At 51.1% G+C, this 26,684-nt stretch carries 21 protein-coding genes; 13 read left to right on the top strand and 8 right to left on the bottom strand.

Going from position 1 to position 26,684, the window contains the following annotated elements:
- Positions 1 to 4: 4 nt before the first annotated feature.
- The 5 genes from LZP69_RS00780 to LZP69_RS00760 form a co-directional block, all read right to left on the bottom strand.
- Complete coding sequence (locus LZP69_RS00780) at positions 5 to 1,315, bottom strand: ABC transporter permease (protein ID WP_234198148.1); 1,311 nt, start codon at positions 1,313 to 1,315, stop codon at positions 5 to 7.
- Positions 1,316 to 1,326: 11 nt separating this feature from the next.
- Entirely contained in the window at positions 1,327 to 2,049 is a 723-nt protein-coding gene (locus LZP69_RS00775; RefSeq protein ID WP_234198147.1) for an ABC transporter ATP-binding protein, read from the bottom strand.
- A 36-nt stretch (positions 2,050 to 2,085) separates the two neighbouring features.
- Positions 2,086 to 2,325 carry a hypothetical protein gene (locus LZP69_RS00770; protein ID WP_234198146.1) on the bottom strand — a complete coding sequence of 80 codons (240 nt, stop codon included), beginning with the start codon at positions 2,323 to 2,325 and terminating at the stop codon, positions 2,086 to 2,088.
- An 8-nt stretch (positions 2,326 to 2,333) separates the two neighbouring features.
- Entirely contained in the window at positions 2,334 to 3,596 is a 1,263-nt protein-coding gene (locus LZP69_RS00765) for an efflux RND transporter periplasmic adaptor subunit (RefSeq protein WP_234198145.1), read from the bottom strand.
- Between the two features lie 353 nt (positions 3,597 to 3,949).
- The gene (locus tag LZP69_RS00760) at positions 3,950 to 4,660 is read right to left on the bottom strand and encodes a DUF3581 domain-containing protein (protein ID WP_234198144.1); all 711 of its coding nucleotides are present in this window, start codon (positions 4,658 to 4,660) and stop codon (positions 3,950 to 3,952) included.
- 347 nt (positions 4,661 to 5,007) lie between these two features.
- On the opposite strand from LZP69_RS00760, the gene LZP69_RS00755 reads away from it, so the two are divergent.
- From LZP69_RS00755 to LZP69_RS00745, 3 genes are all read left to right on the top strand, one after another.
- Positions 5,008 to 6,177, top strand: coding sequence for a porin (locus LZP69_RS00755; protein WP_234198143.1), 1,170 nt, complete (start codon positions 5,008 to 5,010; stop codon positions 6,175 to 6,177).
- A gap of 81 nt (positions 6,178 to 6,258) precedes the next feature.
- Positions 6,259 to 6,792, top strand: coding sequence for an FMN-binding protein (locus LZP69_RS00750; RefSeq protein WP_234198142.1), 534 nt, complete (start codon positions 6,259 to 6,261; stop codon positions 6,790 to 6,792).
- A 155-nt stretch (positions 6,793 to 6,947) separates the two neighbouring features.
- Positions 6,948 to 7,772, top strand: a complete 825-nt coding sequence (locus LZP69_RS00745; protein WP_234198141.1) for a PepSY-associated TM helix domain-containing protein — start codon at positions 6,948 to 6,950, stop codon at positions 7,770 to 7,772.
- A 156-nt stretch (positions 7,773 to 7,928) separates the two neighbouring features.
- On the opposite strand, the gene mrcB is transcribed toward LZP69_RS00745, so the two are convergent.
- Together mrcB and hrpB are read right to left on the bottom strand one after the other, a co-directional pair.
- Positions 7,929 to 10,262: a penicillin-binding protein 1B gene (mrcB, locus tag LZP69_RS00740; protein ID WP_234198140.1), complete on the bottom strand. Its 2,334-nt coding sequence runs from the start codon at positions 10,260 to 10,262 to the stop codon at positions 7,929 to 7,931.
- Positions 10,263 to 10,291: 29 nt separating this feature from the next.
- Positions 10,292 to 12,853: an ATP-dependent helicase HrpB gene (hrpB, locus tag LZP69_RS00735; protein WP_234198139.1), complete on the bottom strand. Its 2,562-nt coding sequence runs from the start codon at positions 12,851 to 12,853 to the stop codon at positions 10,292 to 10,294.
- A 135-nt stretch (positions 12,854 to 12,988) separates the two neighbouring features.
- Between hrpB and thpR the strand changes: the two genes are divergently transcribed.
- The gene (gene thpR, locus LZP69_RS00730) at positions 12,989 to 13,555 is read left to right on the top strand and encodes an RNA 2',3'-cyclic phosphodiesterase (protein WP_234198138.1); all 567 of its coding nucleotides are present in this window, start codon (positions 12,989 to 12,991) and stop codon (positions 13,553 to 13,555) included.
- Between the two features lie 57 nt (positions 13,556 to 13,612).
- Here the strand turns inward: thpR and pepB are convergent, their stop codons facing one another.
- Positions 13,613 to 14,890, bottom strand: coding sequence for an aminopeptidase PepB (gene pepB / locus LZP69_RS00725; RefSeq protein ID WP_234198137.1), 1,278 nt, complete (start codon positions 14,888 to 14,890; stop codon positions 13,613 to 13,615).
- 218 nt (positions 14,891 to 15,108) lie between these two features.
- On the opposite strand from pepB, the gene sfsA reads away from it, so the two are divergent.
- The 9 genes from sfsA (at position 15,109) to LZP69_RS00680 (ending at position 26,596) form a co-directional block, all read left to right on the top strand.
- Entirely contained in the window at positions 15,109 to 15,813 is a 705-nt protein-coding gene (gene sfsA / locus LZP69_RS00720) for a DNA/RNA nuclease SfsA (protein ID WP_234198136.1), read from the top strand.
- Positions 15,814 to 15,973: 160 nt separating this feature from the next.
- A complete protein-coding gene (gene dksA, locus LZP69_RS00715; RefSeq protein ID WP_234198135.1) occupies positions 15,974 to 16,417 on the top strand; it encodes an RNA polymerase-binding protein DksA in 444 nt (147 codons plus the stop codon).
- A gap of 75 nt (positions 16,418 to 16,492) precedes the next feature.
- Positions 16,493 to 17,371 carry a tRNA glutamyl-Q(34) synthetase GluQRS gene (gene gluQRS / locus LZP69_RS00710; protein ID WP_234198134.1) on the top strand — a complete coding sequence of 293 codons (879 nt, stop codon included), beginning with the start codon at positions 16,493 to 16,495 and terminating at the stop codon, positions 17,369 to 17,371.
- Between the two features lie 212 nt (positions 17,372 to 17,583).
- Positions 17,584 to 18,969 (top strand): polynucleotide adenylyltransferase PcnB, encoded by a 1,386-nt coding sequence (gene pcnB / locus LZP69_RS00705; RefSeq protein WP_442800658.1) that lies wholly within the window; start codon positions 17,584 to 17,586, stop codon positions 18,967 to 18,969.
- A complete protein-coding gene (folK, locus tag LZP69_RS00700) occupies positions 18,966 to 19,454 on the top strand; it encodes a 2-amino-4-hydroxy-6-hydroxymethyldihydropteridine diphosphokinase (RefSeq protein ID WP_234198133.1) in 489 nt (162 codons plus the stop codon). Before pcnB ends, folK begins: the two co-directional genes overlap by 4 nt.
- A 70-nt stretch (positions 19,455 to 19,524) precedes the next feature.
- Positions 19,525 to 20,319: a 3-methyl-2-oxobutanoate hydroxymethyltransferase gene (gene panB, locus LZP69_RS00695; RefSeq protein ID WP_234198132.1), complete on the top strand. Its 795-nt coding sequence runs from the start codon at positions 19,525 to 19,527 to the stop codon at positions 20,317 to 20,319.
- A gap of 160 nt (positions 20,320 to 20,479) precedes the next feature.
- Positions 20,480 to 21,325 (top strand): pantoate--beta-alanine ligase, encoded by an 846-nt coding sequence (gene panC / locus LZP69_RS00690; RefSeq protein ID WP_234198131.1) that lies wholly within the window; start codon positions 20,480 to 20,482, stop codon positions 21,323 to 21,325.
- A gap of 746 nt (positions 21,326 to 22,071) precedes the next feature.
- The gene (locus LZP69_RS00685; RefSeq protein WP_234198130.1) at positions 22,072 to 23,721 is read left to right on the top strand and encodes an L-lactate permease; all 1,650 of its coding nucleotides are present in this window, start codon (positions 22,072 to 22,074) and stop codon (positions 23,719 to 23,721) included.
- A 70-nt stretch (positions 23,722 to 23,791) separates the two neighbouring features.
- Positions 23,792 to 26,596: an FAD-binding and (Fe-S)-binding domain-containing protein gene (locus LZP69_RS00680; protein WP_234198129.1), complete on the top strand. Its 2,805-nt coding sequence runs from the start codon at positions 23,792 to 23,794 to the stop codon at positions 26,594 to 26,596.
- The last annotated feature ends 88 nt before the right edge of the window (positions 26,597 to 26,684 follow it).

The following is a 26,684-nucleotide window of genomic DNA, read 5'->3' as shown; positions in this document are numbered from 1 at the left end:
TCCCTTACTGGCTCTTTAGATACACACTTGGCTTAGTTCGACACACCACCCAAGCAGGATATAAACCCGCTAACATAGCGGTTGCCACCGCAATCGCCGGGGTGATAAACCACATGCTTAGCGACATCTGAGTCAAACCTTCGTTGACACCAAATCGCGCCGATAAACCGTAGAGCGCGCCCCAGGCCCAGGCGAGACCCAGTAAACCACCCAACAGCCCAATCACTCCCACCTCAACCATGTATTGAGAAAAGATCTGTGCCCGACTGGCACCGATGGCGCGTCTGACACCGACTTCTGGTGCACGTTTAAGGAATTTAGTCAGCATCAAGCCTAGGATATTCACCAAGCAGACACTAAGAAACAGCACGCTTAACCCTACTAGAATCTTGTTATCTTCTGGCACCACATGATTGTATTCCAACCAGGCATCGACATCAGACAGCTGCGATGAATCGACTGCGGCTTTATTATCGGTAAAGCGACCGAGTTGCTTTTGCTGCTCAACATACTGAGTCAGGTATTCTTTATAGGCTTCTCGGTCTTGAGAGGTCGGCAAGTCCACCCAATATTGCAACCAGACTTTTTCTGAGTTCAACCTTTCCCCGTACTTGGAGATCCTTTCATACTTCCAGCCAGACATATTGCCCCACACCGCAAACTCTTCACTGGCGGCCAATGAAAACGGAATATAGATCTGCTCGGCAGAGGAAAATGCACCACTGGTCGGGTCGTAATATTTCGGCTGAGGGCTCCAGTCATCGATCACGCCAACAACTTGATAAGGTTTACGATTAAGGTAAACGGTTTTACCGACACTGTTATCACCACCAAACAGTTTCTGATTCAATTTCTTGCCTATCACCACCTGATAGGAAGATTGATTATCCACCGATTTGTCCCAGCGATTTCCGAAAATAAACGGCACCTCAAACAGGGAGAAAAAATCGCCATCGGTGACACGCACACCATACAACGAAGGCAACACCTCGGGATCATCGGTCTGCACCGCCATACCACTGCGAAACATTGCCGCCTGAGCCTTAGCCACTGCGCCCTTGCGCAGATTCATCGCATCCTGATAGGTCACTAGCGAGTGAAACTCATCCCAAGAATCCACCCCCTGACTCCATAGCTGCACCGCATTTAAACGCTCGGTGCGATCGCCAGCAGGATTAAATACCATCATCTTATAAACATTGAGGGTGGTAATAGTAATGCCTATACCCACCGAGATGGCCAACACCATTAACAGCGATAAAATCGGCGTTTTTTTAATGCTGCGCCAGGCAAGATCAACATAGTAAATAAACATGGTTCTCTCCCTTAGCTGGCCACTTGCTCAACCACATCCATAGAGTCAGCTTGTTTTTCCTGATACAGGCTAAAGTCACACACCTGACCATCGACAATCTGGATATTACGTTGTGCACGACGCGCCAGCTCAGGATCATGGGTCACCATAATAATGGTGGTACCCGACTTATTGATATCTTCTAAAAGCTCCATCACCTGACGAGCCATCAGGCTGTCCAAGTTACCTGTTGGCTCGTCGGCGAGGAGAAACCTTGGTTCACCAGCCAGAGCCCGGGCAATGGCCACACGCTGCTGCTGACCACCGGAAAGCTGCGATGGCAAATGTTTTATTCGCGCCCCCAGCCCTACTTGTTCCAACGCCTGCTGCACCCGGCGTTGACGCTCTTTAGCACTAAAGCCACGATAACGCAGTGGCACCTCGACATTTTCGGCGAGGTTCAGATCTGGGATAAGATTAAATCCTTGGAAAATAAAGCCGATCTTCTCATTGCGGATCGCGGCAGCCTTATTGTCATTCAAGTTTGAAATATCGACACCATCGAGGTGATATTCGCCATGGGTAAAGCCTTCGAGCAAACCAGCGATATTGAGAAAAGTGGTCTTGCCCGAACCTGAAGGGCCGGTCACGGCGACAAACTCGCCCTCTTCGACCTTCAGGTTGAAATCCCGTAACGCATGGGTTTCCACTAAGTCCGTTTTAAATACCTTGTTGATATTGTTCATTATTAACATGGCGTTAATTCCTTAATTTTGGCGTTATTCAGTCAATTATTTTAACAATGGCTCTAACAGCCAAAGGGTTAAGTCGGCGCCTATCGAGACGACGTCGGGAAGTTGAGGAGCATCGAAGTTGATCCGATAGCTTTCGGTAGCATCGATAATATGCAATCCAAACAGGAACCAGCTTGAGGCATCATGGGTAAAGCTTTGGGTCGCCACCACCAGCAGTAACAGAGCCAGCACAGCGATAACATTTTCCCAGTCCAGCCACGTGCGTGAAGTTTTCATCATGCCTCCTAGCGAACTAATACTTGCTGCGCATCTTTAAACAGATCGATATTGGAGATCACCCAGCGATCACCGGCTTCACCACCTTCCAATACTTCAATCTGACTCATACTGCGAGCGCCCAGTTGGATTTCGATACGCTCGGCAATATCGCCCTGCATGCGGTACACCATATGCCCGCCACCGCTGGTGACAAAGGCACCACGTTTGACCATCAACACATCGGCACGGTTTTCCAGTAACACGCGGGCAGAGAGACGTTGATTCTGACGTAGATGCAACTGCGGATTCTGTTCGAAACGTACCCGAGTCGCCACCTCACGATTGCTCACCTCAGGTGAAATCGAAGCCAGTTCACCCATCACTAGCACGCCACCGAAATTCAGCTCCACATCCATGCCCAAGCCCAGCTCATCGGCATAACTCTCCGGCACGGCTAGCTCGGCTTCAAATGCGCTCAAATCGACCACGGTCAGGAGCGGCTGATTCTGGGCAATACGGGCTTTCTGTTCAACCAACCAGTTACCTATGATGCCGCCGACAGGTGCCGTAATATTCAGTGCGGCAACCTGTCGCTCCAGCTCTGTCACCACCAGCGCCTGACGATCCACTTCGGCGACTTTATTTTTCAGTTCAAACGCCAGCGTATCTTTCATCAGCTCAGCTTCTTGTTTGGTGTGAGCAAACAGCAGCTTGGCCTTATGCAGATCATCTTTATGTTTTTCAAAATCGATTTTCGAGATCAGATCGTTTTCGATCAGCTGATCGCCACGGCGACTCTCGCGTTCAGCCGCTTCTAAATCCACCTTAGCGATATCGATCGCCTGCAGTGCCTTAAGTTGTTGACGACGAGCATCTAAACGAGTGCGCTCCAAGGCGCTTTTCATCCCTTCGAGTAAGGCTTGCTGCTGCTTGAGATTATTGGTTAAACCATGACTTTCTATGGTTGCAACCACCTGGCCTTGCTCCACCCTGTCACCGGGATTAGCAATCAGGGTGACGGTCCCCTGCTCAGGGCTATAAAGCACCGGGGCATTAGCGGCAACGATTTTACCTGTGGTCGCGATATCGCGGATTAAAGTGCCACGTTCCAGAGTGGCAAACTTCAGTTCACTACGATCGATAGACTGACTGACGTGACTGCCACTGACACTGGCCCAGATCAGGCCTGAAACCAATAATACCGACCCACCTAAAATCACTGGCCACTTAGCTCGACGAGCTAAACTTGGCGCTACGACGGTATCCTGTCCGCTGGTATCTTTAATCATTATCAATCCCTAAAGGTGTCCGTTATCGTAAAACTCTGCTGCTATATGGGATACATAACAATTAGCGTGCCAGATAATTAATAACAAATAAAATCAACAAAATAAAAACAATAGGTGATGAGTGGCCACTTATAAAGTGTCCGCGGACACCGAATAAGTGTCCGATTTTCAATGAAAGTGTCCGGCAAATATGGGGGCGAGATGCGAGATGCGAGATGCGAGGGGCGAGATGCGAGATGCGAGGTGCGAGGTGCGAGGTGCGAGGTGCGAGGTGCGAGGTGCGAGGTGCGAGGTAATACTATAAAAAAGCCCGTTGATTACGGGCTTTATCATCATAAAACAAGGCGTTAATTTCAGGCACCTTGATACTCGAGTCGGCGCGCTTCATAACGATCCACCATATCTTGCAGACTCTCTTCTTCCAAGGGACGCAGGCCACTTAAGACCAGGGTTTTCAGTCCTGTACCTACGAGCTTATCACCACAATGCAACTCAAATTTCAGGGTAACATCGCCACGTTTACCGTCGACGACTAGCTTCTTTTCTACCAGCGAAAGTTCAATATGATCAAACGCTAAAGTCTGTAGATCGAAGCTCATGCTCTCGTAAATTACCAAAGGGCGAGCCGGATTTATCATCACCCCATGTTGTTGCATCATGGGAACCAAGACATGGGTAAAGTTCAAACCGGAAAAGGCCACATAGCTGCGGATAAAGGACTCGGTCTGCACATCACACAAGGTGAAGTCACCACTACGACTCACACTTAAATACTGCTTACCCTTATCATCAACTATGGCAAAATCCTGACCGACCGCATCGGGGAACACTAGGTTCACCCCATCACCTACCATGCCTTCGAAGCTAAAGCGCATCTGCTGACTCAAGCCATATTGTCCTAAAACCAGGGCGAACAGCAGATCACCAGGTACGCAAAAGCGTTTCGCCTGCACATCGTGAATAGGATTAAAGTCTTTGGCGACACCCTTGGCGAAATCACTCGCCTGCTGCTGAGATACTGAAATAAGTTGATTATTCTTTTTAAAATAATGAGTTAGAAACATAACAGCTCTATTGATCAGAATTAAACCTAAATGAACTATTTAGTTTATTCTATTTTTGCCAAAACACTCACCCGATGACTCAAGCCATTTCCTAGTTTCCGCTTTATTGCTTGCCCAATTTCACCTGCCAAATTGAGTTCTCCCAAGCCGCCTGAAGCGGCGTTCAGCGCGGGAAATAACAGTCAGGTCACAGGTAAGCTAAATAATTTGATGCAACTTAATTACAAAACTTTACATTCGAATTACAAGTGCTATTATGCGTGAAAAATAATGATAATGGTTCGCATTAGTAATAACGACCGCAACTGGCTTCTCTATAATTTCAATACAATCAGGACGTGAACAAGATGAAAAAAACACTCATTGCCGCGACATTAGTCAGCCTACTGGCAAGCCAAAGCGCTATCGCATCTGAAGAAACAGACGCCTTACGTAAAGTTATTGAAGAGCAACAAAAAGTCCTTAACGACCTCGAAAAGCGTCTCGAACAAACCGAGCAACGTGTTGAGCAAACTGCCGATGCTGTCGAAGGCACAGGTTCAGAAAAGAGCAGAACAGTTATCGGTGGTTATGGTGAGCTTCACTATAACAACATCACAGACAATCAATCGGGCTCTGACAAGAAAGAGTTCGACTTCCACCGTTTCGTGCTGTTCTTCGGCCACGAATTCACCTCAAGCACCCGCTTTTTCTCAGAATTGGAAGTTGAACACTCAATTGCCGGTGATGGCCAGAATGGTGAAGTGGAATTAGAGCAGGCTTATATTGAGCATGACTTCAATGAGATGTTTACCGGTAAGGCGGGTCTGTTCCTGATGCCCGTGGGTATCATCAACGAAACCCATGAGCCACCAACCTTCTATGGGGTTGAACGTAACCCAGTAGAGAAAGAGATCCTGCCCGCAACTTGGTGGGAAGGTGGTCTGAATATTAATGTTAAAGCCGCGCCCGGCCTAGCAATTGATGCTGCAGTGACCTCAGGTTTGAATGTTGGCAGTGACTATAAGATACGTGGTGGCCGTCAGAAGGTGTCTGAGGCAAAAGCCGAAGATCTCGCCTATACGGCGCGCGTCAAATACACAGGCGTACCCGGTTTAGAACTGGCTGCCACAGTGCAGTATCAATCAGATCTGACCCAGGGCGAGCCGACTGTCGATACCGCCTCTGCCATGCTGATGACGGCCCATGCCATCTACAGCATTCAAGGTTTTACCCTTAAGGCGCTATACGCTCAGTGGGATATCGATGGCCAAGAAGCCGAGGCACTAGGCCGTGATGTCCAAAAAGGTTACTACCTTGAGCCTTCGTACCGTTTCAACGAAAGTTTTGGTGTGTTCGCTCGCTACAACGCCTACGACAGCAATGCTGGTGACAATGATGATACTGAGATCACCCAAACTAACCTAGGTATTAACTACTGGCTACATGAAAATGTCGTCTTTAAGGCTGACTACGAGAAAGTAGGCGGTGCTAAAGATTCAGATGGCTTCAATCTTGGGGTTGGCTACCAGTTCTAAGTTTGCCCCTTTATCACTAGTGCTCGGCTGAGCACTAGTGATACAAAGCCTCAATCAGTTATATTCAATTAGGGCTTCTCGATGAAAACGCGATCGATTGCAACACTCTTATCTCTGCTCTGTATCAGCCTGAGTGTCTACAGTGCTAACGTCTACCAGAGCAACGCTGACTTTATTAGCCAAGCCTTTAACGCCCCGGCTCCAAAGGCGAATGTCTACTGGCTGACCGAAGAAGATAAACAGATCATCGAAGATATTCTTGCCCACAGATTCAATAAGATGCGAGTACGCTACTGGCAACAGGCCGAAGAAAGCGTTTGGATTCTTGAGGAGATAGGCAAAGAGGCCCCCATCACAGTCGGTATTCATGTGAACAAGCAGGCGATAGTCAAAGTCAAAGTCTTAGTATATCGAGAGAGTCGAGGCGATGAGGTAAGACACGATTTCTTTACCGATCAATTCAAGCAGGCGAGACTCACAGATACACATGGCTTAGACAGACACATCGATGGCATTACCGGCGCCACCCTTTCGGTGCGAGCCTTAAACAAATTATCTCGCATCGCCCTCTATCTAGATCAGCGTATCAACCAAAAAACCGCTGATAATAGATAAATCATAGGGTATCTTATAGAGTAACGAACAGCAGGTAAGTACCTGCTGTTTTTGCATGTAGAATTAGCATGCTATTTTGCATGTTAAGTACAAGAGTAATGCATCCAAACCTGTCGCAAACGAATAAGCCAACGGCCAAATAAAGATAATAATCAATGACAAACAAACCTCGCCATCCTCACCACAAACCCCTGTGGCAGAAATTTGCGAAATTCTCCAGACCCTGGCATAGACGATTAGGCATAGTCAGCGCCATATTGGTGATTCTGGTGTCGCTCACTGGCATCATGATTAATCACAGTCACAGCCTTGGCCTGGGCGCAAAACCGGTCAGACAGGCCTGGCTGCTGGATCATTACGGCATCAAGGCACCGGAAAATATCAAGCTATTTAATCTGACCCCGTTAATCGCCGCCAGTCATGGTCAGCTATGGATTGACGATAAGTTGGTGCTCGAAGCAGACAACCCCATTCTCGCGGTGGCTCAATACCAACAGCAGTATCTGGCGATCGACAGACACCACCTCTACCTTATCGCTAAAGATGGGCAGCTGCTCGAACGTCAAAGCCAAGAGACAGGCTTGCCGGACAAGCTGCTCTCTTTAGGACTTGTGAGTCATGATGATAAGACTCAGGTCTGGCTCAATAGCGAGCAGGGGCATTATCTGGCCGACCCTGAACTTATCGACTGGCAGGTAGACACACCGCCTGCGGGTCTGAGCTGGCTAAGCCCACTCGACTCAGACAGCGCTAAGCTTACAAAAACGCAAGTCAGTGCCCAAGAGCAAGTCAGCCTTAATGTGCGCTCAAGCTACTTAAATTGGGAGCGGGTATTACTGGATCTGCACAGCGGCCGCATCTTCGGGCTATCGGGCACATTAGTGTTCGATCTGGTCGCCCTTAGCCTGATCTTTATGGCGATCTCCGGTTTCTATCTGTGGCAACAGACTAAGCCCAAGAAACGCGGCAAAAACGACTGAGAAAGCATTTAATACCCAAGAGCAAATACAGTCAGAAAAAATGCAGTAGAAAGAAGTGCAGTAAAAAAGGGGAGCCACTCACGGCTCCCCTGTTTTATTCCTCTGGCTATAGCTCTGCGTATTGCTTTGTATATTACTCGACGCTATCGGCCAGTATTATCCACCGGTCAGCTTCTGCCACCAGGAGAGTGGCTCACCACAGTTTTTCGCCGGATGATAACTCTCAGTCAGTGCGGGCAAGGCTGTCACGCCGCCACAGCCTCGCTCCTGGGCGATCCCTTTAGCATCGAAATAGCCCTGCACTACCCCATTGACCGGAGTTCGGCGCAGACTGATAGGCGAGCGCTCTTGCAGGAAAGCCTGATAGACAGCCATGGCACCACTGCTGCCATAGAGGGTGGTTTTCTCATTGTCATCACGCCCAACCCAGATAGCCGCGACATTACGCTCATCGAAACCGGCAAACCAGGAGTCGCGTGAATCGTTACTGGTCCCTGTCTTACCCGCCAGCGTCACCCGAGGAAAGACCTGCCCTAGGCGTTTTGCCGTGCCCGAGCGCACCACTTCTGTCATGGCGTGTTGGATAAGAAAATCACTGGCAACTGGGATGGCCTGCGAACTGGCGATACCGCTGCCCTGAAGAGGATGATTATCCATATCCAGCACATGGGTGACGGCGCTCAGCTCACGGTAGCGGCCATTATCCGCCAGGGTCTGATACACCTGAGCCACAATAAGTGGCGAGCCATTTACCGCCCCCAGCAGCATGGAGGGGTATTCAGGGATCCTGTCCTGCCAACCCGAGCGCGCCAAGGTTGTGGCCACCGCATCTGTGCCTATGGCCATCCCTAGGTTTACCGTGGGTACGTTCATGGAGTTTTTCATCGCGCTGATCAGCGGCACTTCACCCAAAAACTGCTTATCCACGTTCTGGGGCGACCAGGTCTTGCCCTGCTCATTTTGCAGCGTAATAGGCTCATCTTTGAGCGGCGTCGCCAGGTTATATTTATCTCCCTCTTCTAACGCGGTGGCATAAACGAAAGGCTTGATAAGAGAACCTATGGGACGACGTATCTCAACCGCACGATTAAAGCCCTGGAAACTTGGCACTTTATCGCCCACCATAGCGGCAATGCCGGCTGAGTATTTATCTGTCACCACCATGCCAACTTGAAGTGCCTTATTGCCTTCGCCCAGGCGAGACATGGTCGATTGCACCGCTTTTTCGGCCGCCTCCTGGGCCATAGGATCCAGCGTGGTGTAGACCTTGATCCCAGATTGCTGCAGCAAGGCATCACCGAAGCGGCGGTTAAGCTCCTCTTTCACCACGGCAAAGAAGGCGGGCAGCTTCTGATGCACAGATTTATTATAATTACGCAGTCCCAGCGGCGCACTGGCCGCCGCCTTATACTGAGCCACAGAGATCTCATCTGCCTCCATCAGCAGGCGCAGCACTAAGTCGCGTCGCTCCTGTGTGCGCTCGGGATAACGCCAAGGGTTGTAGTAAGAGGGACCTTTAATCACAGCCACTAAGAATGCCTGCTGATCCAGCGTCAGCTCGGCAATAGGGCGACCAAAATAGAACTGCGAAGCCAGGCCCATGCCGTGCACGGCGCGGTTCTTATCCTGCCCCATATAGACCTCATTGAGATAGGCCTCTAGGATCTCATCCTTGTCGTAGCGAAAATCGATAATGATCGCCATCAAGGCTTCGCGCAGCTTGCGTATGATAGAGCGCTCACTAGAGAGGAAGAAGTTCTTCGCCAGCTGCTGGGTCAGGGTCGAGCCCCCCTGCACGGTTCGGCCGGCACTGAGGTTAACCAGCGCGGCACGAATTATGGCAAACGGGTTAACACCATGATGTTGGTAGAAGGTGCGATCCTCCACCAAGATCAGCGCCTTGACTATGGCATTGGGCATCTTATCGGTTGGCACGAACAGGCGATCCTCACCATCGCTGGTGATCATCCTGTCCAGCAGCACAGGCTCAAGATGGAATACCGCCAGCTGACGATTATCGCTCTGACGCGCAACCGCCGACACACCCTGACTGTCAAAGGTGATCATCACCCGCTGTTCGCTCTGAGATCCCTGGGGATGTAGGAAAGGACGGCGCCACAAATCCACCTTAGTGCTGGAGGCAGAAAACTCCCCCACCTGACGAGGGTTAGCGACTTTACGGTAACCTAGGAGTTTCAGCTCGGCGATCAGCTGTTCGTGACTGACTGCCGCGCCGGGATAAAGTGCCATGGAGCGGCTGAATACCTGCGCCGGTAGGTGCCACTTCTGCCCCTCAAATTTACGGGCTATTGTCTGATCCAGATAGATGCTGTAGATGGTCAAGGCGGCGATGAGGATGATCCCCAGCTTCAAGGAGAGAGACCAGAGTTTTCTACCCCATCCCCCCTTGCCGCCCTTAGGGTTTCGCTTCTTGGATCGGGTTGCAGGTTTTCTTACGGCCCGCTTAGTCGCATGCGCTTTGCTTGTCATTTCTATTCCATTAACTGTCAACAACGGCACTACTGGCCGCTATTTAATGTTTTTTTCTTGGTCATCTTAGTCGGCAGGGTATTGGCCGGATCGTCAGGCCACAAGTGCTTAGGGTAACGTCCCTTCATCTCTTTTTGCACCTCTTTATAAGGTCCCTGCCAGAAATTGGCCAGATCGGCGGTCAATGCCAGAGGCCGCTGCGCCGGTGAGAGCAAGGCCATGGTAACCACCAATTTCCCCTGCGCCAGCATTGGACTCTGCGCCATTCCCAGCGCCTCCTGCAGCCGCACACTAAGCAGGGCGCGCCCAGGCAGCTCATAACTTATCTGCGCCCGTGTGCCGGTTTTCATTAACCAGTGGGTCGGCAACTGCTCGTTTAAGACCTGTTGTTGCTCCCAGGGCAGAAGGTTATGCAGCAGGCTGTAGAAATCCAGCGCCTGCAGCTGACTTAGACGGCGCACGCCGTCCAGATAGGGGCCGAGCCACTGCTCAAGTGAGTCTAACAAGGCCTCATCATCCAGGGCTGGCCAACTGCCCGGCAGCTGATAGCTTTGTGCCAAGGCCAGCCTTAATCTGAGCTGGTTCACCTTATCACCAAATCCCAGTATCGCCACCCCTTTGGCGCGAATAAGAGCATAGATAGCCTGTTTTATCTGCCCATCATCGAGCTGAGTCACGGGGCGCTTGTCCAGCACGATTGCGCCCAGCCTGCTCTGCTCCTCGGCATAGAATTTCTGCTGTTTCTCATCCCAGCCGCACACCAGTTGCTTTAAGCGATAAGCTGTGAGCTGATTATCGAATAGAGCTGGATCCAGACGCGCCGCCAGCTGAACCCGGCCGCTGCTCTGCCCCTCTGACTCCTGAAAATCGGCGACCACCAGCCAAGGTTCACCGGTCAAGGCATCATCCTCATTGAGCACAACACCGGCGCCGCTGGCAAGCTGATAACCACTTGCGCCCCGCGCCTTGGCGATACGATCGGGAAAGGCCCAGGCCAGCAGCAGCGCAATGGCATCGCCGTCTGCGCCCTCTGTTGCTAAACGCCCCGGCTGCATCTGTGACCTGCCCTGCATGCGTTGTAAATAGCTCTGCGCCAGCTGGCCCGCCTCGCCCCGCCGAGCATCATCAAGATAATTGAGGATATCGGCGCCGCGCCTTACTCGGCTACGAGACTCGATAATCCCGGCAACGACCGCGGCCTGAGCGAGTATCGACGGCTGTTCCTGCTCCGCCGCCATAAGCAGCATATGGGCCAGACGCGGATGACACCCAAGCTTGTAAGCCTTACGGCCATGTTCTGTGATCCTGTGATTGGCATCGACTAGCGCCAGCTGAGTCAGCAATTGCCAGGCGACGGCTTCATTGGCGATTGATGCTGGGCTGAGCAGCGGCAGCTCGCCCAGTGTGCTAACACCCCAGAGTGCAGCGTCTAGCACCACACTGGTCAGATCGCCGTGTAAAATCTCAGGCTCGTCGGCCTGCAATAGCCGCCCCTGCTCCTCCTGTCCCCACAGACGGATGGCACGTCCGGGCGACAGGCGCCCTGCCCGTCCAGCACGCTGAGCGGCAGACGACTGGCTGATACGTTTGAGGGATAAACGGCTCACGGCGGTTTTTGGATTAAAACTCGCCTGACGCTTATAGCCAGAGTCCACCACTAAGGTGATCCCCTCAATCGTGAGGCTCGACTCGGCCACATTGGTCGAGAGCACCACCTTACGTTTGCCGGGCGGCGCGGCGGCAATCGCGCTGTCCTGCGCCTTGGCTGGCAGACTGCCATAGAGGGGCGCAATAATAAACTCATCTGGACTGAGACGCTCACTGAGTCGCTGCGCAAGACGCATTATCTCTCTCTGCCCCGGCAGAAATGCCAGTAAAGAGCCCTCAGCGTTTTGAGTTTGCAAAGAGCCCTCAGCGTCCTGAGTTTGTAAAGAGCCCTCAGCGTTTTGAGTTTGTAAATCTTGATTCAGCAGCTCGACTATCACTCTGGCCATATGATCCAGCCAGTCATGGTTTGGCCTTGGAGGGCGATAGGTTATCTCGACTGGAAAGCTGCGCCCCTGGCTTTCGAGGAACACAGCCTCTGGCATCAGGCTCTGTATCGGCAAGCCCTCCAGAGTGGCCGACATGGCCATCAGGATCAGATCTTCACGAAAAGAGCCCTGCACCTCAAGCGCCAGAGCCAGCCCCAGATCCGTTGTAAGGTGACGCTCATGGATCTCATCAAAAATCACTAAGTCATAGCCTGTCAGCTCAGGATCTTGCTGGATCATTCGGGTCAGCACCCCCTCTGTAACCACCTCGAGCCGGGTATTCGCACTGACTTTAGACTCGCCGCGCACCCGAAAACCCACGCTCTGCCCCAGCGGTTCACCGCGCTGCTTGGCAATAAACTGCGCCACGTTACGCGCCGCCATGCGTCTGGGTTCCAGCATCAGAATCTTGCCGTCAATTTCACTCCAGTCCAGCATGGCCAGCGGCAAGGCGGTGGATTTACCCGCACCGGTTGGTGCCTGCAGAATAAGCTGAGTCGAGTCGGCCAGTGCCTGGCGGATATCGGTGAATAAGGCTTGAATAGGTAAGGCGTTCAAAAGTCACTTGCTGCTAAGAAAAACTGCCACAAGTGTACAAGGAACAGGGGGAAAACTAAATGCCGCAAAAACTAAGGATAAGCCAAGAGATTAGCGTAAGATGTGCTAAGGCTCGCCCATAAACCAATACTCACCATGACTAAAAGATTGTTCTTAGGCTTTGGCACAACCACAGAGCAAGCTCAGGCGCTGTTACGGCTGCAACACAGCTGCGACTGTGATGGCCGCGCCGTGCCTGCCGCTAACTTTCATATGACGCTTAAATTTCTCGGGCAGCTAACGCTTGAGCAAGAAATGGGCTTAATTCGAGGCATAGACCAATTGAGTCAGCAGCAGAAGTTAACTCGATTTCAGTTAGCTCTAACCCAGTTAGATCTCTGGCCAAAACCTAGGGTGCTTTGCCTCAAGGGGGATACCAGAAGAGATGCCAGTGGAAAAATGGATCACCAGTCGCCCAACGACCATGCTTTATCGAGTCTGTATCAGGCGTGCCAGACACTCTGTCAGCAGCTGGATATTGCAGGGGACGAGCACAATTTCACGCCCCATATCACACTGTTTCGCAAGGCGAAAAATTACCATAAGGTCAAGGTCTCGCCGCTTCTGTTACAGCCCACAGCCCTGCACCTGTATCAATCCATCAGCAGCGAAACAGGGGTGCGATACCCCATACTACACAGCTGGCCGCTGACCTCAACATAGGAAAAATGCGCCACACTGGACGCATTTTTATTTATTCACTCTGGTGATTTAAATGCATTATTCCTGCAACAAGCTGGCGATTGTCAGCACACCGTGGGTGGTGGCGCCCGCCGCCCAGAGACTGGTGGCATTGTCGATAAAGGCACCGGCCAGATCCACGTGTAGCCACTGGGCTTCATCAGATACAAATCGCCACAGGAAGCCTGCTGCATTGGAGGCGCCGCCAGCACCGCCGCCCTTCATAGGACGACTGTTGGCGGTATCGGCGTAGGCCGATGGGCACATCTCTTTATGCCAAGAGTCTAGCGGCAATGGCCAGACTCGCTCGGCCACCTCGGTTGCCTTCTCCTGAGTCTTAGTCAGCAGCTCTCTGTCTGGAGAGAAGATTGCATTATAGTTAGTGCCCACCGCCATCACGGCCGCACCAGTGAGGGTTGCTGCATCGATGATCAACGGCGCACCGGTTGCCGATGCTGCCTGCAGACCATCGGCCAGCACTAAACGCCCCTCGGCATCGGTATTGACCACTTCCACCGACACGCCATTTTTGTAGGTGATGATATCGCCAAGTTTATAGGCACGGCCGCTGATCAGGTTCTCGGCGCAGCACAGGAAGAGTTTTACGCGTTTGTTCAAACCCGAGCGCATCGCTAGACCCAGAGCCGCAGTCACTGTCGCCGCACCGCCCATGTCGCATTTCATCCCGAGCATACCCTCAGAAGCCTTGATGCTGTAGCCGCCTGAGTCAAAGGTGATCCCTTTGCCGACCAAGGCTACGGCTACCTGGGCATCGTCACCCTGGGGATTAAAATCCAGCTCCAGCAGCGCAGGTGGACGCTCACTACCGCGGCCAACCGCGTGGATACCAAACCACTTGTTTTCTAGCAGGGCTTCGCCTTCGATAATGCGATAGCTGACCTTGTCGCCGCCTATCTGGCTCAGCCACTTAGCGGCCTGTTCGGCCAGTTTTACCGGGGAAAGATTTTCAGGGGTTTCGTTGATCAGATGGCGGGCAAAATCAGCACTCTCGAGACGGAAGTTTAATGCCTGCACTGTGGCCTCATCGCCGCACCAGTGAATAGTGCCAGGACTTTTTGCCGTGGAGAATCCTAAGGCAAACGCCCATTGATGGCTCAGGCTCCAGCCTTCACCTGCCAGCGCAACCTCGGATAATCCCTGACTACGCAGCTTGCGACCAGCCTGTTGCACCTGCAGCAGTGGGTCTCCCCCTTTAAGATGAATGTTTGCCAGCCCCTGAGCAAAAGTCACCTCGCTATTACCCCAGTGGGCTACCGGTGCCTCGCTCGTCAAATAGATCTTCATCGCATCACTCATATTAATTCCTTGTTTTAACTGCTACAGGGAGAACCCCACTTTTAATATTGCGCAAGTATAACGTCTATTAACCGACTGTAAAATGAGGCTGTAACTCGGCGCTGAAAACTCATAGCTGTAACTCATCAAGGTATTATGATCCAGGGGGAATTAGTCTCATCCGCAGCTTTCTGTTAACCTGACGGCTCTTCAGACTGAATCAATCGAAAAATAAAAACATGCTTTTTACGCCACCATTTGAACAGGGTATTTTACTCAAACGCTATAAACGCTTCTTAGCCGACATCCAATTAAATGATGGCTCGCAGATCACCATCCACTGCCCCAATACGGGGTCGATGCGTAACTGCCTGTTTCCCGGTCATAAGGTCTGGTTTTCCACCTCAGACAATCCCAAACGCAAGTACGCCCACACCTGGGAACAGCACCAAAACGATGAAGGCCATATCATAGGGATCAACACTGGCCGCGCCAACGAATTGGCCACAGAGGCGATCAATAATAGGGTCATCACTGAGCTGAGCGGCTATACCAGCCTGCGCCGCGAAGTGAAATATGGCAATGAGAACAGTCGTATCGATATTCTGCTGGAAGATGAAGCTAAAGGCCGCTGCTATATTGAGGTAAAAAGCTGCACCCTATTAGAGGAGAGCCAGGGGTATTTCCCAGATGCCGTCACCAGCCGCGGCCAAAAACACCTGCGCGAACTGATGCAGATGCGCAGCGAGGGACATCGCGCCGTGTTACTTTTTGTGGTGCAGCACACAGGGATACAAGGTGTCACAGCGGCGACCCATATCGACCCGGCTTACAGCACACTATTATATGAGGCCAAACAGGCCGGAGTGGAAATCTTGGCCTATCGCGCAGAACTCTCGCCAGATAAGGCGATACTCACTCAAGCTTGCCCTGTTAGATTTTAATATAAGCACTTTAAGGTTGAATTAAGGTCAAAATGGGCACATTATCAAAAGATAAATGCAATCCACCGAAAAAATTTGCGTGGTATATAAGTTTCTGATATAGATATCGGCCTTTAATGAAAGCCGCTCTAAAACGCAAATGATTAACAGGAGATGCGTTATGCCTGAAGGCACTAAAAAACTTGGCGTACTCGCTATTGCAGGAGTCGAGCCTTACCAGGAGAAAGCTGGTGAGGAGTACATGAATGGCGCTCAACTGAATCACTTCAAGAAAATTCTCGATGCTTGGCGTGGTCAACTTCGTGAAGAGGTAGATCGTACTTTAAGTCATATGCAAGACGAAGCTGCTAACTTCCCCGATCCCGTGGATCGCGCCGCACAAGAAGAAGAGTTCAGCTTAGAGCTTCGCGCCCGTGACAGAGAACGTAAGCTGATCAAGAAGATTGAAAAGACACTGCAGAAGATCGAAGACGATGATTTCGGTTTCTGTGAGTCTTGCGGTATCGAAATTGGTATCCGCCGTCTCGAAGCCCGTCCGACAGCCGATCTCTGTATCGACTGTAAGACACTCGCCGAAATTAAAGAGAAGCAGATGGCGGGTTAACAGACCAAAGAAGCGGGGTTCTCCCCGCTTTTTGCTATTTATCTGTCACCCTTTGTCATCCCGAAAGGCGAGTCAGTGCAAATCCCAGCATACCGAGGCCGTTTCGCCCCCTCACCCTCAGGCCCCCTTCACTTCGGCTCTTTGATTGCCGCCCTTGGCAGCTATCTGCGTGCCCGTTCACAGCAGGGAAAATGGCTGGTGCGTATCGAAGATATCGATCCCCCCAGGGAAGTAGCCGGAGCCAGCAGCGCAATCCTTAAAACATTGGAAGCCTATGGCTTATTTTGGGACGAGACTGAGCTGTATCAAAGCTCACGCCTAGATGCCTATCAGGCCAGGCTGGATGCCCTGCTCGCACGGGGACAAGCCTATTACTGTCAATGCACCCGCAAACAGATCCAGGCCATGAACGGCAGCTACAATGGTCACTGCGCCAGCATCTCGCCCCCCCATAAAGAGGGCGCTATCCGAATCCATAACAACCTAGCTGTTGAGCGTTTTGAAGATCAATTGCTGGGGGAGATAGTTGTCGATAGCGATTTTGCCCGGGAAGATTTTATTATCAAGCGCCGCGATGGTCTCTACGCGTATCAGCTAGCCGTGGTGATGGACGATGCCTACCAAGGGATCACCGAAGTGGTGCGCGGCAGCGATCTGCTGACTTCCAGCGCCAGACAGGCCATCTTGTTTAACCTCTTCGATGAGGCTGTTCCCCAGTGGCTGCACTTGCCGCTGGCCTGTGACAAGCCGGGACACAAGCTGTCGAAACAGAATCACGCCCCGGCCATCGACCTTAAGGCGCCCCAAGCTAGTATTATTTCGGCGCTAGACTTTCTGGGTCAGCCCAAGGTGGATATCGATGCGCCCGAGATCATGTTAGCCCAGGCGATCCTGCAATTTCGGCTCGATGCCATCCCCAAACAGCAGGAGATCATGCTTACGCCTGCCCAATAAACGTTATCGGCATCACTAAGCCCAGCTTGTCCCGCTACTATAGGTATACTCTTTACCCACTATTTGCGTTATGATAGCGGCCTTATTTTAAACCAGATATCAATTAAATCATTAAGGGTGCCTAACAGACCCGAGTCGAGTGCCTTAAAACAATCGCCACTCCTGGCCCGATTAGATTGGTATAACTTAAAGATCCATGTTCGAGGTGTCCTATTTTTCGCCGTATTAGTCAATTCTGTAAGCAGCTGTTTGAAGACAATCAACGCCCAACAGAAACCACACCAGCGGGACTGAGCTTAGAGGTAGTTGCAAGAAAACATCATGCAATCTCTCGTAAGCAGATTAGCGAAAACGCTACCAAAGTGCTCTACCGACTACACAAAGCCGGCTTTAAGGCCTACTTAGTGGGCGGCGGCGTGCGCGACATCTTACTCGGCCTCGAACCTAAAGACTTCGATGTGGTGACAGATGCCACTCCCGAGCAGATAAAAAAACTGTTCCGTAATTGTCGCCTTGTCGGCAGACGCTTTCGTCTGGCCCATATCGTCTTTGGCCGCGATGTCATCGAGGTAGCTACACTGCGCGGCCACCATGTCGATAGCGGCGAAAAGGTCTCTAAGACCAACGCCGAGGGGCGTCTGCTCAGAGACAATGTCTATGGCACTATCGATGAAGATGCCGAGCGCCGTGACTTTACCGTCAACGCCCTCTATTACGATATCAGCGATTTCTCTATCCACAGCTATGGCGGTGGATTGCAGGATCTGGACTCACGCACTCTGCGCCTGATTGGCGACCCACAGAAGCGTTACCGTGAAGATCCCGTGCGCATGCTAAGAGCTGTGCGTTTCTCCACTAAGCTGGATATGCATATCGATCCGGCTGCCGCCGAGCCTATCTATGAACTGGCACCGCTGCTGCAGGATATTCCGGCCGCTCGTATGTATGAGGAAGTGCTGAAACTCTTCTTCAACGGCCATGCCCTGAACAACTACGAGCTGATGCGCGAATTCGGCCTGTTTGAGCCCCTGTTCCCCTTAGTGGAAGCCGTTCTGAGGGACGATCCAAATGGGCCAGCGGCTAAGATGATAAAGGCGATAATGCGCAATACAGATCAGCGCGTTGCCGAAGATAAGGCTGTCACACCCGCCTTCTTCTACGCCGCCATGCTCTGGTATCCCCTCAGCCAACGCGCCGACGATATCGCGTTAGAGAGCGGGCTGACAACCTATGATGCTTTCTACGCCGCCATGGGCGATGTGATGGAGCAGCAGTGCCGCTCTATCAGTATTCCGCGCCGCTTTAGCACGCCAGCAAAAGATATCTGGCAGTTACAGCTCAGGTTCGAACGCAATCAAGGCACACGCGCCTTTAAGTTTATCGAGCATCCTAAATTCCGCGCCGCCTACGATCTTTTACTGCTACGCGCCGAGGCTGAAGGGGGGCATACCGCCAAGTCTGCCGCCTGGTGGAGAAGTTTTGTGGAAGGCTCGGATGAGCAGCGCAGCGTCATCGCCCGCAGCACCAAAACCAGCAAGAGCCGTAATAATCGCCGTCGCCGCTCGCCGAAGAAAACCAATAAACCGGCGCAGGAATGATCAAAGTCTTTATCGCATTGGGGGCCAATCTTGCGTCCCCCCAAGAGCAGCTCGACAGGGCGATAACCGCCCTGCAGGAGTTGGCTCAGGATAAGCAGATACAAGTCTCCCCTTATTATCGCAGCGCGCCTATGGGCGATGTGCCCCAGCCCGATTATGTCAATGCCGTTGCCAGCCTCTATACTTGTCTTGAGCCACTGGCGCTATTGGATGCGCTGCAGAGCATAGAGCAGCAACAGGGGCGCGTACGGGATATTCGCTGGGGCGCGCGCACCTTAGATCTGGATCTCTTGCTCTATGGCGACCAAGTAATCGACCATCCTAGGCTGATTGTCCCTCATTATGGTATGAAGCAGCGTAGCTTCGTACTTGTTCCTTTAAGGGACATAGCCGCCGATCTCATCTTGCCCTGTGGCAACTCGGTTGCGAGTCTCATCGATGAGAAAATGGTTACCGAGCTCCAACAACTCAGCCCAGATCATTGAACTTATCGACCAGTTGACTTATAAAGCACCCTAGGTTCCGAATTCTTTAAACCAATTTAAGACCACAGCTATGTCCAAGATTACCAGCTCTACTCTGATCAAATTTAAACAGGAAGGGAAAAAGTTCACCTCTCTCACCGCCTATGATGCCAGCTTTGCAGCGGCATTTGACAGTGAAGGCGTGGACGTACTGCTCGTTGGCGACTCTTTAGGTATGGTGCTTCAGGGTCACGATGACACCCTGCCTGTGACTATCCAGGATATCGCCTACCATACTCGCTGCGTTCGCCGCGGAATTAAGCGCGCCCTGTTGATGGCAGACATGCCCTTTATGACCTATTCCAATCCACAGCAAGCGATGGAAAACGCTACCTTGCTGATGCAGGCGGGTGCCAATATGGTCAAGATTGAGGGAGGTCACTGGTTATTGGAAACTGTCACTAAGCTGACTGAGCGCGGCATTCCTGTCTGCGGTCATATCGGCCTGACACCTCAGTCCGTACACGTATTTGGCGGGTTTAAGGTTCAGGGACGCGGGGCCGAAAATGCTCAGCGGATCTTAGATGAAGCCAAGGCGCTGGAAGCGGCAGGGGCTCAGTTGATCGTACTCGAGTGCATCCCTGCGCCACTGGCAAAAACCATCACAGAGGCATTGACTATCCCAGTAATCGGCATAGGTGCCGGTGTCGATACCGATGGCCAGATCTTAGTGATGCATGATGTCTTAGGGATCTCCAGCGGTTATATTCCCCGCTTCTCCAAGAACTATCTGAAACAGACTGGTGAGATCCGCAGCGCGATTCGTGCCTATATAGAGGAAGTACAGCAAGGTATCTTCCCAAGTGATGAACACACCTTCAATTAACCACGGCTGACTTAAGCCGTAGCGGGTTGGCTATCTATCTTTTTCTCCTTGAGCTAAGCTCAGACTCTGCCAGAGGGCAGAGTCGTAGGAATGGTCGCAAGGAGTGATAGCCAACAACGCCTCTCAATCCTTTTCATTAATCAGTAAGGTCGCAGTCGTTATGCTAAGCAGTCAAGATATAGTGCAGATTCGCTCGCAGATCAGCCAATGGAAGCGTCAGGGAGAAACCGTGGCGTTTGTACCTACCATGGGTAATCTGCATCTAGGACATATAACCTTAGTGAAAGAGGCCAAGAAGCGCGCCGATCATGTGGTGGTCTCCATCTTCGTTAACCCGATGCAGTTTGGTGAAAATGAAGATCTCGATGCCTATCCCCGCACACTGGAAGCCGATAAGGCGGCGCTCATCGATGCCGGTGCCGAGCTGCTGTTTATTCCAACGCCAGAGACAATCTATCCCAAGGGCATGGACAAACAGACCTATGTCGAGGTCCCGAACATCTCAGATGAACTGTGCGGTGCCAGTCGCCCTGGACATTTTCGCGGCGTTGCCACCATAGTCTGCAAGCTGTTCAACATAGTTCAACCGGATATCGCCCTGTTTGGTAAGAAAGATTTCCAGCAGCTGATGGTGATCAGAACCATGGTGGTGGATTTATCCCTCCCCATAGAGGTCATAGGCGTAGAGACCATACGCGAGCCCTCAGGCCTTGCCATGAGCTCCCGTAATGGCTATCTGAGCAGTGAAGAGAAACAGCAGGCTGCCACACTGAAACAGACTATGGATGCGATGGAGCTTCAGATACAACAAGGCCTCGCCCTGCCTGAGGTACTCGCCAAGGCTGAGCAGCAACTGACCAATGCAGGATTTAAGATCGATTATCTGGCCGTCAGAAATGCCACCGACCTCTACGAGGTGACCCCGGAGGATACCAAATTGGTGATCCTAGCAGCGGCCTTTATGGGCAAAACCCGCCTTATCGATAACCAGGAGTTCAGTCGCTGACGACACATCATAAGCGGATTGAATAGCCTGTCAGATGGCCCTCAATTTAGAGGTCATTTTCTGGCTCGATTGAGCAAATCCGTGGATGACAAGCCTCATGTCGAGGCTTTTTTAATCGCCCCCGTCATCCATTTCTGGTGAAGTGTTATCGTTTTCTAGAAAATAGTTACATTTTTCAGAAGAAAATTTAAATAAACGACACAAATAAAATAGCAAAGATGTAAAACAGTAAACACGACACCAAATAAACACCCGCAAAAATAACCATTAATTTCATAATAATAAATGGTCAAACCAGATAATGTAGTAAAAAACACCTCAATAACGTGATATTAATCACCCACATCCAGAATCCAGTTTCTGTGATTAACTTTCTTTAATGAAATAAAACTTATAAATAATGCAGTTTTTAGGACGAATTCAGCAAATTCATCGCATAAAATTTGTTTTTTAGATAAAAATATTAAAAAAGAGATAATCCAGTTATAAAAAACTCCTTTACCAGGTGATCCACGTCACATTTAAGCATTATGTAACAGGATAGGACTCACACACAGCTCAACTTCTCTTTCATAATCTCTACAAGATGATCTAGATCATTTGTAAATGAACGAATTTGGCGTCTAGTACACACATTGGCTTAATCAGGCTGGCAGTTTGCCTATTAAGTTAAACGCGGTGAGCTGAGTCAAAAACCAGCCCGAATAATAATTAGCACCACCTGTAAAATACAGTAAGAGGCAATGATGACCTTTCTTGAAATTATCGCCAGTTTAACGCCTGTGATCAGCGTTATGCTGTTTCTAGTACTCCTAAGGATGCCAGCTTCACGAGCCATGCCAATCTCTATGATAGTGACGGGCCTAGCCGCACTATTTATTTGGCAAATGGATACCACGATTTTGGCCGCTTCAGTTGTCGAGGGCTTACTCGCCGCTCTGACACCACTGAGCATTATCTTCGGTGCAGTATTCCTGCTTAATACCCTGAAATATTCAGGTGCTATGGATACCATCCGCGCCGGTTTCACCAACATCAGCGCCGATGCTCGCGTACAAGTGATCATAATCTGTTGGTTGTTTGGTTCATTCATCGAAGGCTCAGCGGGCTTCGGTACACCTGCTGCCATCGGTGCACCTCTGCTTGTTCTGCTGGGTGTGCCTCCTGTCGCCGCAGCGGTTGTTGCACTGATCGCCGACTCTACCAGTGTGTCATTCGGTGCCATCGGTCTACCTGTCCTTTTTGGTATGGAGCAAGGTCTGACAGAAGGTGGGGTGAGCATGGCGGCAGAGCATATTGCTAACCACGGCGGTACTTTTGCTGATTACGCTCAGTTTATCGCAATGCACATGATCACAATCGACTTGATCACAGGTTCATTAATTCCGCTAGCCATGGTCTGTGTATTGACCGGTTTCTTTGGTCGCAACAAATCCTTCAAAGAAGGTCTGGCCATCTGGAAATTCGCCCTGTTTGCAGGTTTAGCCTTCACTGTTCCAGCTTGGAGCATCAACTACCTTGCAGGCCCAGAGTTTCCATCTGTGATCGGTGCGCTGATCGGTATGGCACTGGTTATCCCTGTTGCACGTAAAGGCCTATTACTGCCTAAGACTCCTTGGAACGACTTTGCCCAGAGCGAAGATATGCCACAAGAGCAGGGAACAATTACCGCTAAGCCTAAATTCAGCCAAGTTGCTGCGTGGACGCCTTATATCATTATGGCCGCGCTGCTGGTTATCTCACGTACCGTGGCACCAGTTAAAGCTTGGTTAACCAGCTTTAACCTAAGCTGGACCGGCCTGATGGGCACAGAACTGAAAGCGGGCTTTGCTACTTTCTATGCACCAGGTGCTTTCTTCGTAGCCGTCTGTATCTTAGGTTTCTTCCTGTTCAAGATGAAAGGCGAAGCGATGAAGTCGTCACTGACTGTTTCTTGCAAGTCTATGCTGCCAACCATCATCTCTCTAGGTGCATCAGTGCCTATGGTGAAGATCTTCCTAAACTCTGGCGCTAATGAATCAGGCCTGCAATCTATGCCTGTTGCTCTGGCAGAGATGTTAGCCAGCTCTATGGGCGCCATTTGGCATTGGGTTGCACCTATCGTGGGTATCTTCGGTGCCTTCCTGTCAGGTTCTGCTACCTTCTCTAACATGATGTTCTCCGGCCTGCAGTACAGTGTCGCTGACAACATAGGAATGAACCACGCTATCGTGCTTGCACTGCAAGGTATTGGTGCCAACGCGGGTAACATGATGTGTGTAATGAACGTGGTTGCTGCTGCTACTGTTGTGGGAATGGCCGGCCGTGAATCAGAAATTATTCGTAAGACCATGCCAATTGCCATTGCCTATGCATTAGTTGCAGGTACAGTCGCAGTTCTTTGGGGCGGCTTCTAGTAAAATTCTCCCTCTCAAGTAAGCGAGTAGCCTAGCTACTCGCTTTATTGTCCGAAAAAAGAGTAATGCTATGTCGATTAACTATTCAGCTGTTGTTGCAGATTTAAAAGCAAAACTGGGTCAGGATGCTGTGAGTGATGATCCCGTTCGCCGTTTTGCCTGGTCTACCGATGCCAGTTACTTCCGAATTGTGCCAGAAGTCGTGGTACATGCCGAAACCTTAGAACAAGCCAAACAGACACTCGAAGTGGCTCGTCAACACCAAGCTCCGGTCACTTTCCGCGCCGCTGGTACCAGTCTGTCAGGTCAGGCGATTGGTGAAGGAATCTTATTAATCTTAGGTCACGATGGCTTTAGAAAAATCGACATCAGCGATGATCACGAAAAGGTCTCTCTCGGCGTTGCCGTGATCGGTGGAGACGCCAACCTGGCACTCAAACCTTTCAATAAAAAAATCGGTCCCGATCCAGCGACCCTAGCCTCGGCCAAGATCGGTGGCATAGTCAACAACAATGCCTCTGGTATGTGTTGTGGTACCGCGCAAAACAGTTACCAGACTATAGCTTCAGCCAAGCTGCTGTTTGCCGATGGTACTGAGCTGGATACTGGCTGTGAAAAGTCTAAGGCAGCCTTTGCCAAGAGCCATAAAGAGTTACTGGATCAACTGACAGAGCTGGGTCAGCTTACCCGTAACAACGATGTGCTGGCCAATCGTATTCGTAAGAAATTCGCCATCAAAAACACCACTGGCTACAGCATCAATGCCCTGGTGGATTTTGAAGAGCCCTTCGATCTGATCAACCATTTGATCGTGGGTTCTGAAGGTACTCTCGCATTCGTCGAAGAGGTCACCTACAACACTGTCGATGAGGCCAGATTTAAAGCCTCAGCCATGGCAGTATTCTTTAACATGGTCGATGCCGCCCGTGCGATCCCACCTATCAAGTGTGACAGCGTTGCCGCTGCCGAGCTGCTAGATTGGGCTTCAATCAAGTCAGTGATGGGCAAACCAGGCATGCCAGACTGGTTAAGTGAGCTGCCAGAAGGCGCCGCTATCCTGCTTATCGAGTCTCGCGCTAACGATGAAGAAACCCTGAATCGTTATACTCAAGATGTGATCGGAAAACTCTCTCACATAGAGACAGAACGTCCAATCACCTTCAGTGACGACCCTGCCGTCTATGGTAAATACTGGGCGATGCGCTCGGGCCTGTTCCCCATTATTGGTGGCGAGCGTCCAAAGGGCACCTCGGTTATCATCGAAGACGTGGCATTCGAATTAGAACATCTGGCCAATGCTGCCAGCGATCTGACCGACCTGTTCCACAAGCACGGCTACCCTGAAGGCGTGATCTACGGTCACGCACTGGCGGGTAACTTCCACTTCATCATCACACCGACCTTTGCTTCACAGGAAGATATCGATCGTTTCCACGCCTTTATGCAGGACGTGGCCGAAATGGTGATCAACAAGTACGACGGCTCGATGAAGGCTGAGCACGGCACAGGTCGAGCTGTGGCACCTTTCGTCGAGATGGAATGGGGCGCCGATGCTTACACCCTGATGAAACGCATCAAGCAGATCTTCGATCCACAAGGACTGCTAAACCCTGGCGTTATCCTTAACGACGATGACAAGATCCATGTGAAGAACATCAAGCCCTGCCCTGTGGTGGATGATTTTGTCGATAAGTGTATCGAGTGTGGTTTCTGTGAGAAGACCTGCCCGACATCGGCACTGAACTTCACCCCACGTCAGCGTATCGCGACCCTGCGTGAAATCGCCCGCCTAGAAGCGGCCGGTGAGACTCAGGCTGCCGAAGAGATGCGCGCCGCAGCGAAATACGACGTAGTCGATACCTGCACCGCCTGTCAGCTTTGTACCATCGCCTGTCCTGTCGATAACAGCATGGGTCAGCTGGTGCGTAAGCTACGTACACCTTATATTACCACGACTGAGCAGAAGGTACTGGACTTCCAGGCCAAGCACTTCGGGGCCGTAAACCAGGCGATCAGCACTGGCTTTAACGTGCTTAATATCATTCATAAAGTCACAGGCGACAGCGTCACCAATGGCTTGATGAAGATGGGCCGTATGGTGTCAAAAGAGGTGCCTTACTGGAACCCTGATTTTGCCAAGGGTGCCAATCTGCCTAAGCCTTCTCCTGCTTCACCAAATAAGGAAACTGTGGTCTACTTCCCCGCTTGTGGCGGTCGAACTTTCGGTCCAACACCGAAAGATCCTGACAACCGTACCCTGCCTGATGTCGTGGTCACTCTGCTTGAGCGTGCCGGTTACAATGTGGTGACCCCAGACAATACCCGTCATCTGTGCTGTGGCCAGATGTGGGAATCTAAGGGTGACTTCAAAAACGCCGACGCTAAGCGTGATGAGCTGATCCATGCTCTGAGCAGCCTAAGCGACAACGGCAAGGTGCCTGTGGTTGTAGATGCCCTCTCCTGTACTTACCGCGCACTGACAGGTAATCCAAAGGTTGAGATCACCGATCTGGTTGAGTTTATGCACGACAAGATCCTGCCAAAACTTACCCTGACCAAGAAGGCCAACATCGCACTGCACTTAGGTTGTAGCGCACGCAAGATGAAGCTTGAGCCTAAGATGCAGGCGATTGCCGAGGCTTGTAGTGGCGGCGTTAAACTACCAGAAGGTATCGAGTGTTGTGGTTATGCAGGTGAGAAAGGTTTGTACAAGCCTGAGATCAACGCCAGCGCCCTGCGCAACATCAAGAAGTTGATCCCTGTCGACATTAAGGAAGGCTATTACGCCAACCGTATGTGTGAAGTGGGCTTAACCCACCACAGTGGCATCTCTTACCGCCACCTGGCTTACCTGCTCGAAGAGTGCAGCCGTTAAGCAAAAGGTGATGCATACTGCGCCTTAGCAGTATAAATAAATCGAAAACGCCGTGATAAGCAAGCTTGCTGTCACGGCGTTTTTATTT

It is taken from the genome of Shewanella sp. AS1 (assembly GCF_021412565.1).
Lineage (GTDB): Bacteria > Pseudomonadota > Gammaproteobacteria > Enterobacterales > Shewanellaceae > Shewanella.
Note: the sequence above shows the minus strand (reverse complement) of the source record. Positions and strands in the feature narration are given on the sequence as shown.

Bases quoted from the DNA above. Each gene is read 5' to 3' on its own strand.
- LZP69_RS00780 (WP_234198148.1), bottom strand. From the start codon at position 1,315: ATGTTTATTTACTATGTTGATCTTGCCTGGCGCAGCATTAAAAAAACG.
- LZP69_RS00775 (WP_234198147.1), bottom strand. From the start codon at position 2,049: ATGTTAATAATGAACAATATCAACAAGGTATTTAAAACGGACTTAGTG.
- LZP69_RS00770 (WP_234198146.1), bottom strand. From the start codon at position 2,325: ATGAAAACTTCACGCACGTGGCTGGACTGGGAAAATGTTATCGCTGTG.
- LZP69_RS00765 (WP_234198145.1), bottom strand. From the start codon at position 3,596: ATGATTAAAGATACCAGCGGACAGGATACCGTCGTAGCGCCAAGTTTA.
- LZP69_RS00760 (WP_234198144.1), bottom strand. From the start codon at position 4,660: ATGTTTCTAACTCATTATTTTAAAAAGAATAATCAACTTATTTCAGTA.
- LZP69_RS00755 (WP_234198143.1), top strand. From the start codon at position 5,008: ATGAAAAAAACACTCATTGCCGCGACATTAGTCAGCCTACTGGCAAGC.
- LZP69_RS00750 (WP_234198142.1), top strand. From the start codon at position 6,259: ATGAAAACGCGATCGATTGCAACACTCTTATCTCTGCTCTGTATCAGC.
- LZP69_RS00745 (WP_234198141.1), top strand. From the start codon at position 6,948: ATGACAAACAAACCTCGCCATCCTCACCACAAACCCCTGTGGCAGAAA.
- mrcB (WP_234198140.1), bottom strand. From the start codon at position 10,262: ATGACAAGCAAAGCGCATGCGACTAAGCGGGCCGTAAGAAAACCTGCA.
- thpR (WP_234198138.1), top strand. From the start codon at position 12,989: ATGACTAAAAGATTGTTCTTAGGCTTTGGCACAACCACAGAGCAAGCT.
- pepB (WP_234198137.1), bottom strand. From the start codon at position 14,890: ATGAGTGATGCGATGAAGATCTATTTGACGAGCGAGGCACCGGTAGCC.
- sfsA (WP_234198136.1), top strand. From the start codon at position 15,109: ATGCTTTTTACGCCACCATTTGAACAGGGTATTTTACTCAAACGCTAT.
- dksA (WP_234198135.1), top strand. From the start codon at position 15,974: ATGCCTGAAGGCACTAAAAAACTTGGCGTACTCGCTATTGCAGGAGTC.
- folK (WP_234198133.1), top strand. From the start codon at position 18,966: ATGATCAAAGTCTTTATCGCATTGGGGGCCAATCTTGCGTCCCCCCAA.
- panB (WP_234198132.1), top strand. From the start codon at position 19,525: ATGTCCAAGATTACCAGCTCTACTCTGATCAAATTTAAACAGGAAGGG.
- panC (WP_234198131.1), top strand. From the start codon at position 20,480: ATGCTAAGCAGTCAAGATATAGTGCAGATTCGCTCGCAGATCAGCCAA.
- LZP69_RS00685 (WP_234198130.1), top strand. From the start codon at position 22,072: ATGACCTTTCTTGAAATTATCGCCAGTTTAACGCCTGTGATCAGCGTT.
- LZP69_RS00680 (WP_234198129.1), top strand. From the start codon at position 23,792: ATGTCGATTAACTATTCAGCTGTTGTTGCAGATTTAAAAGCAAAACTG.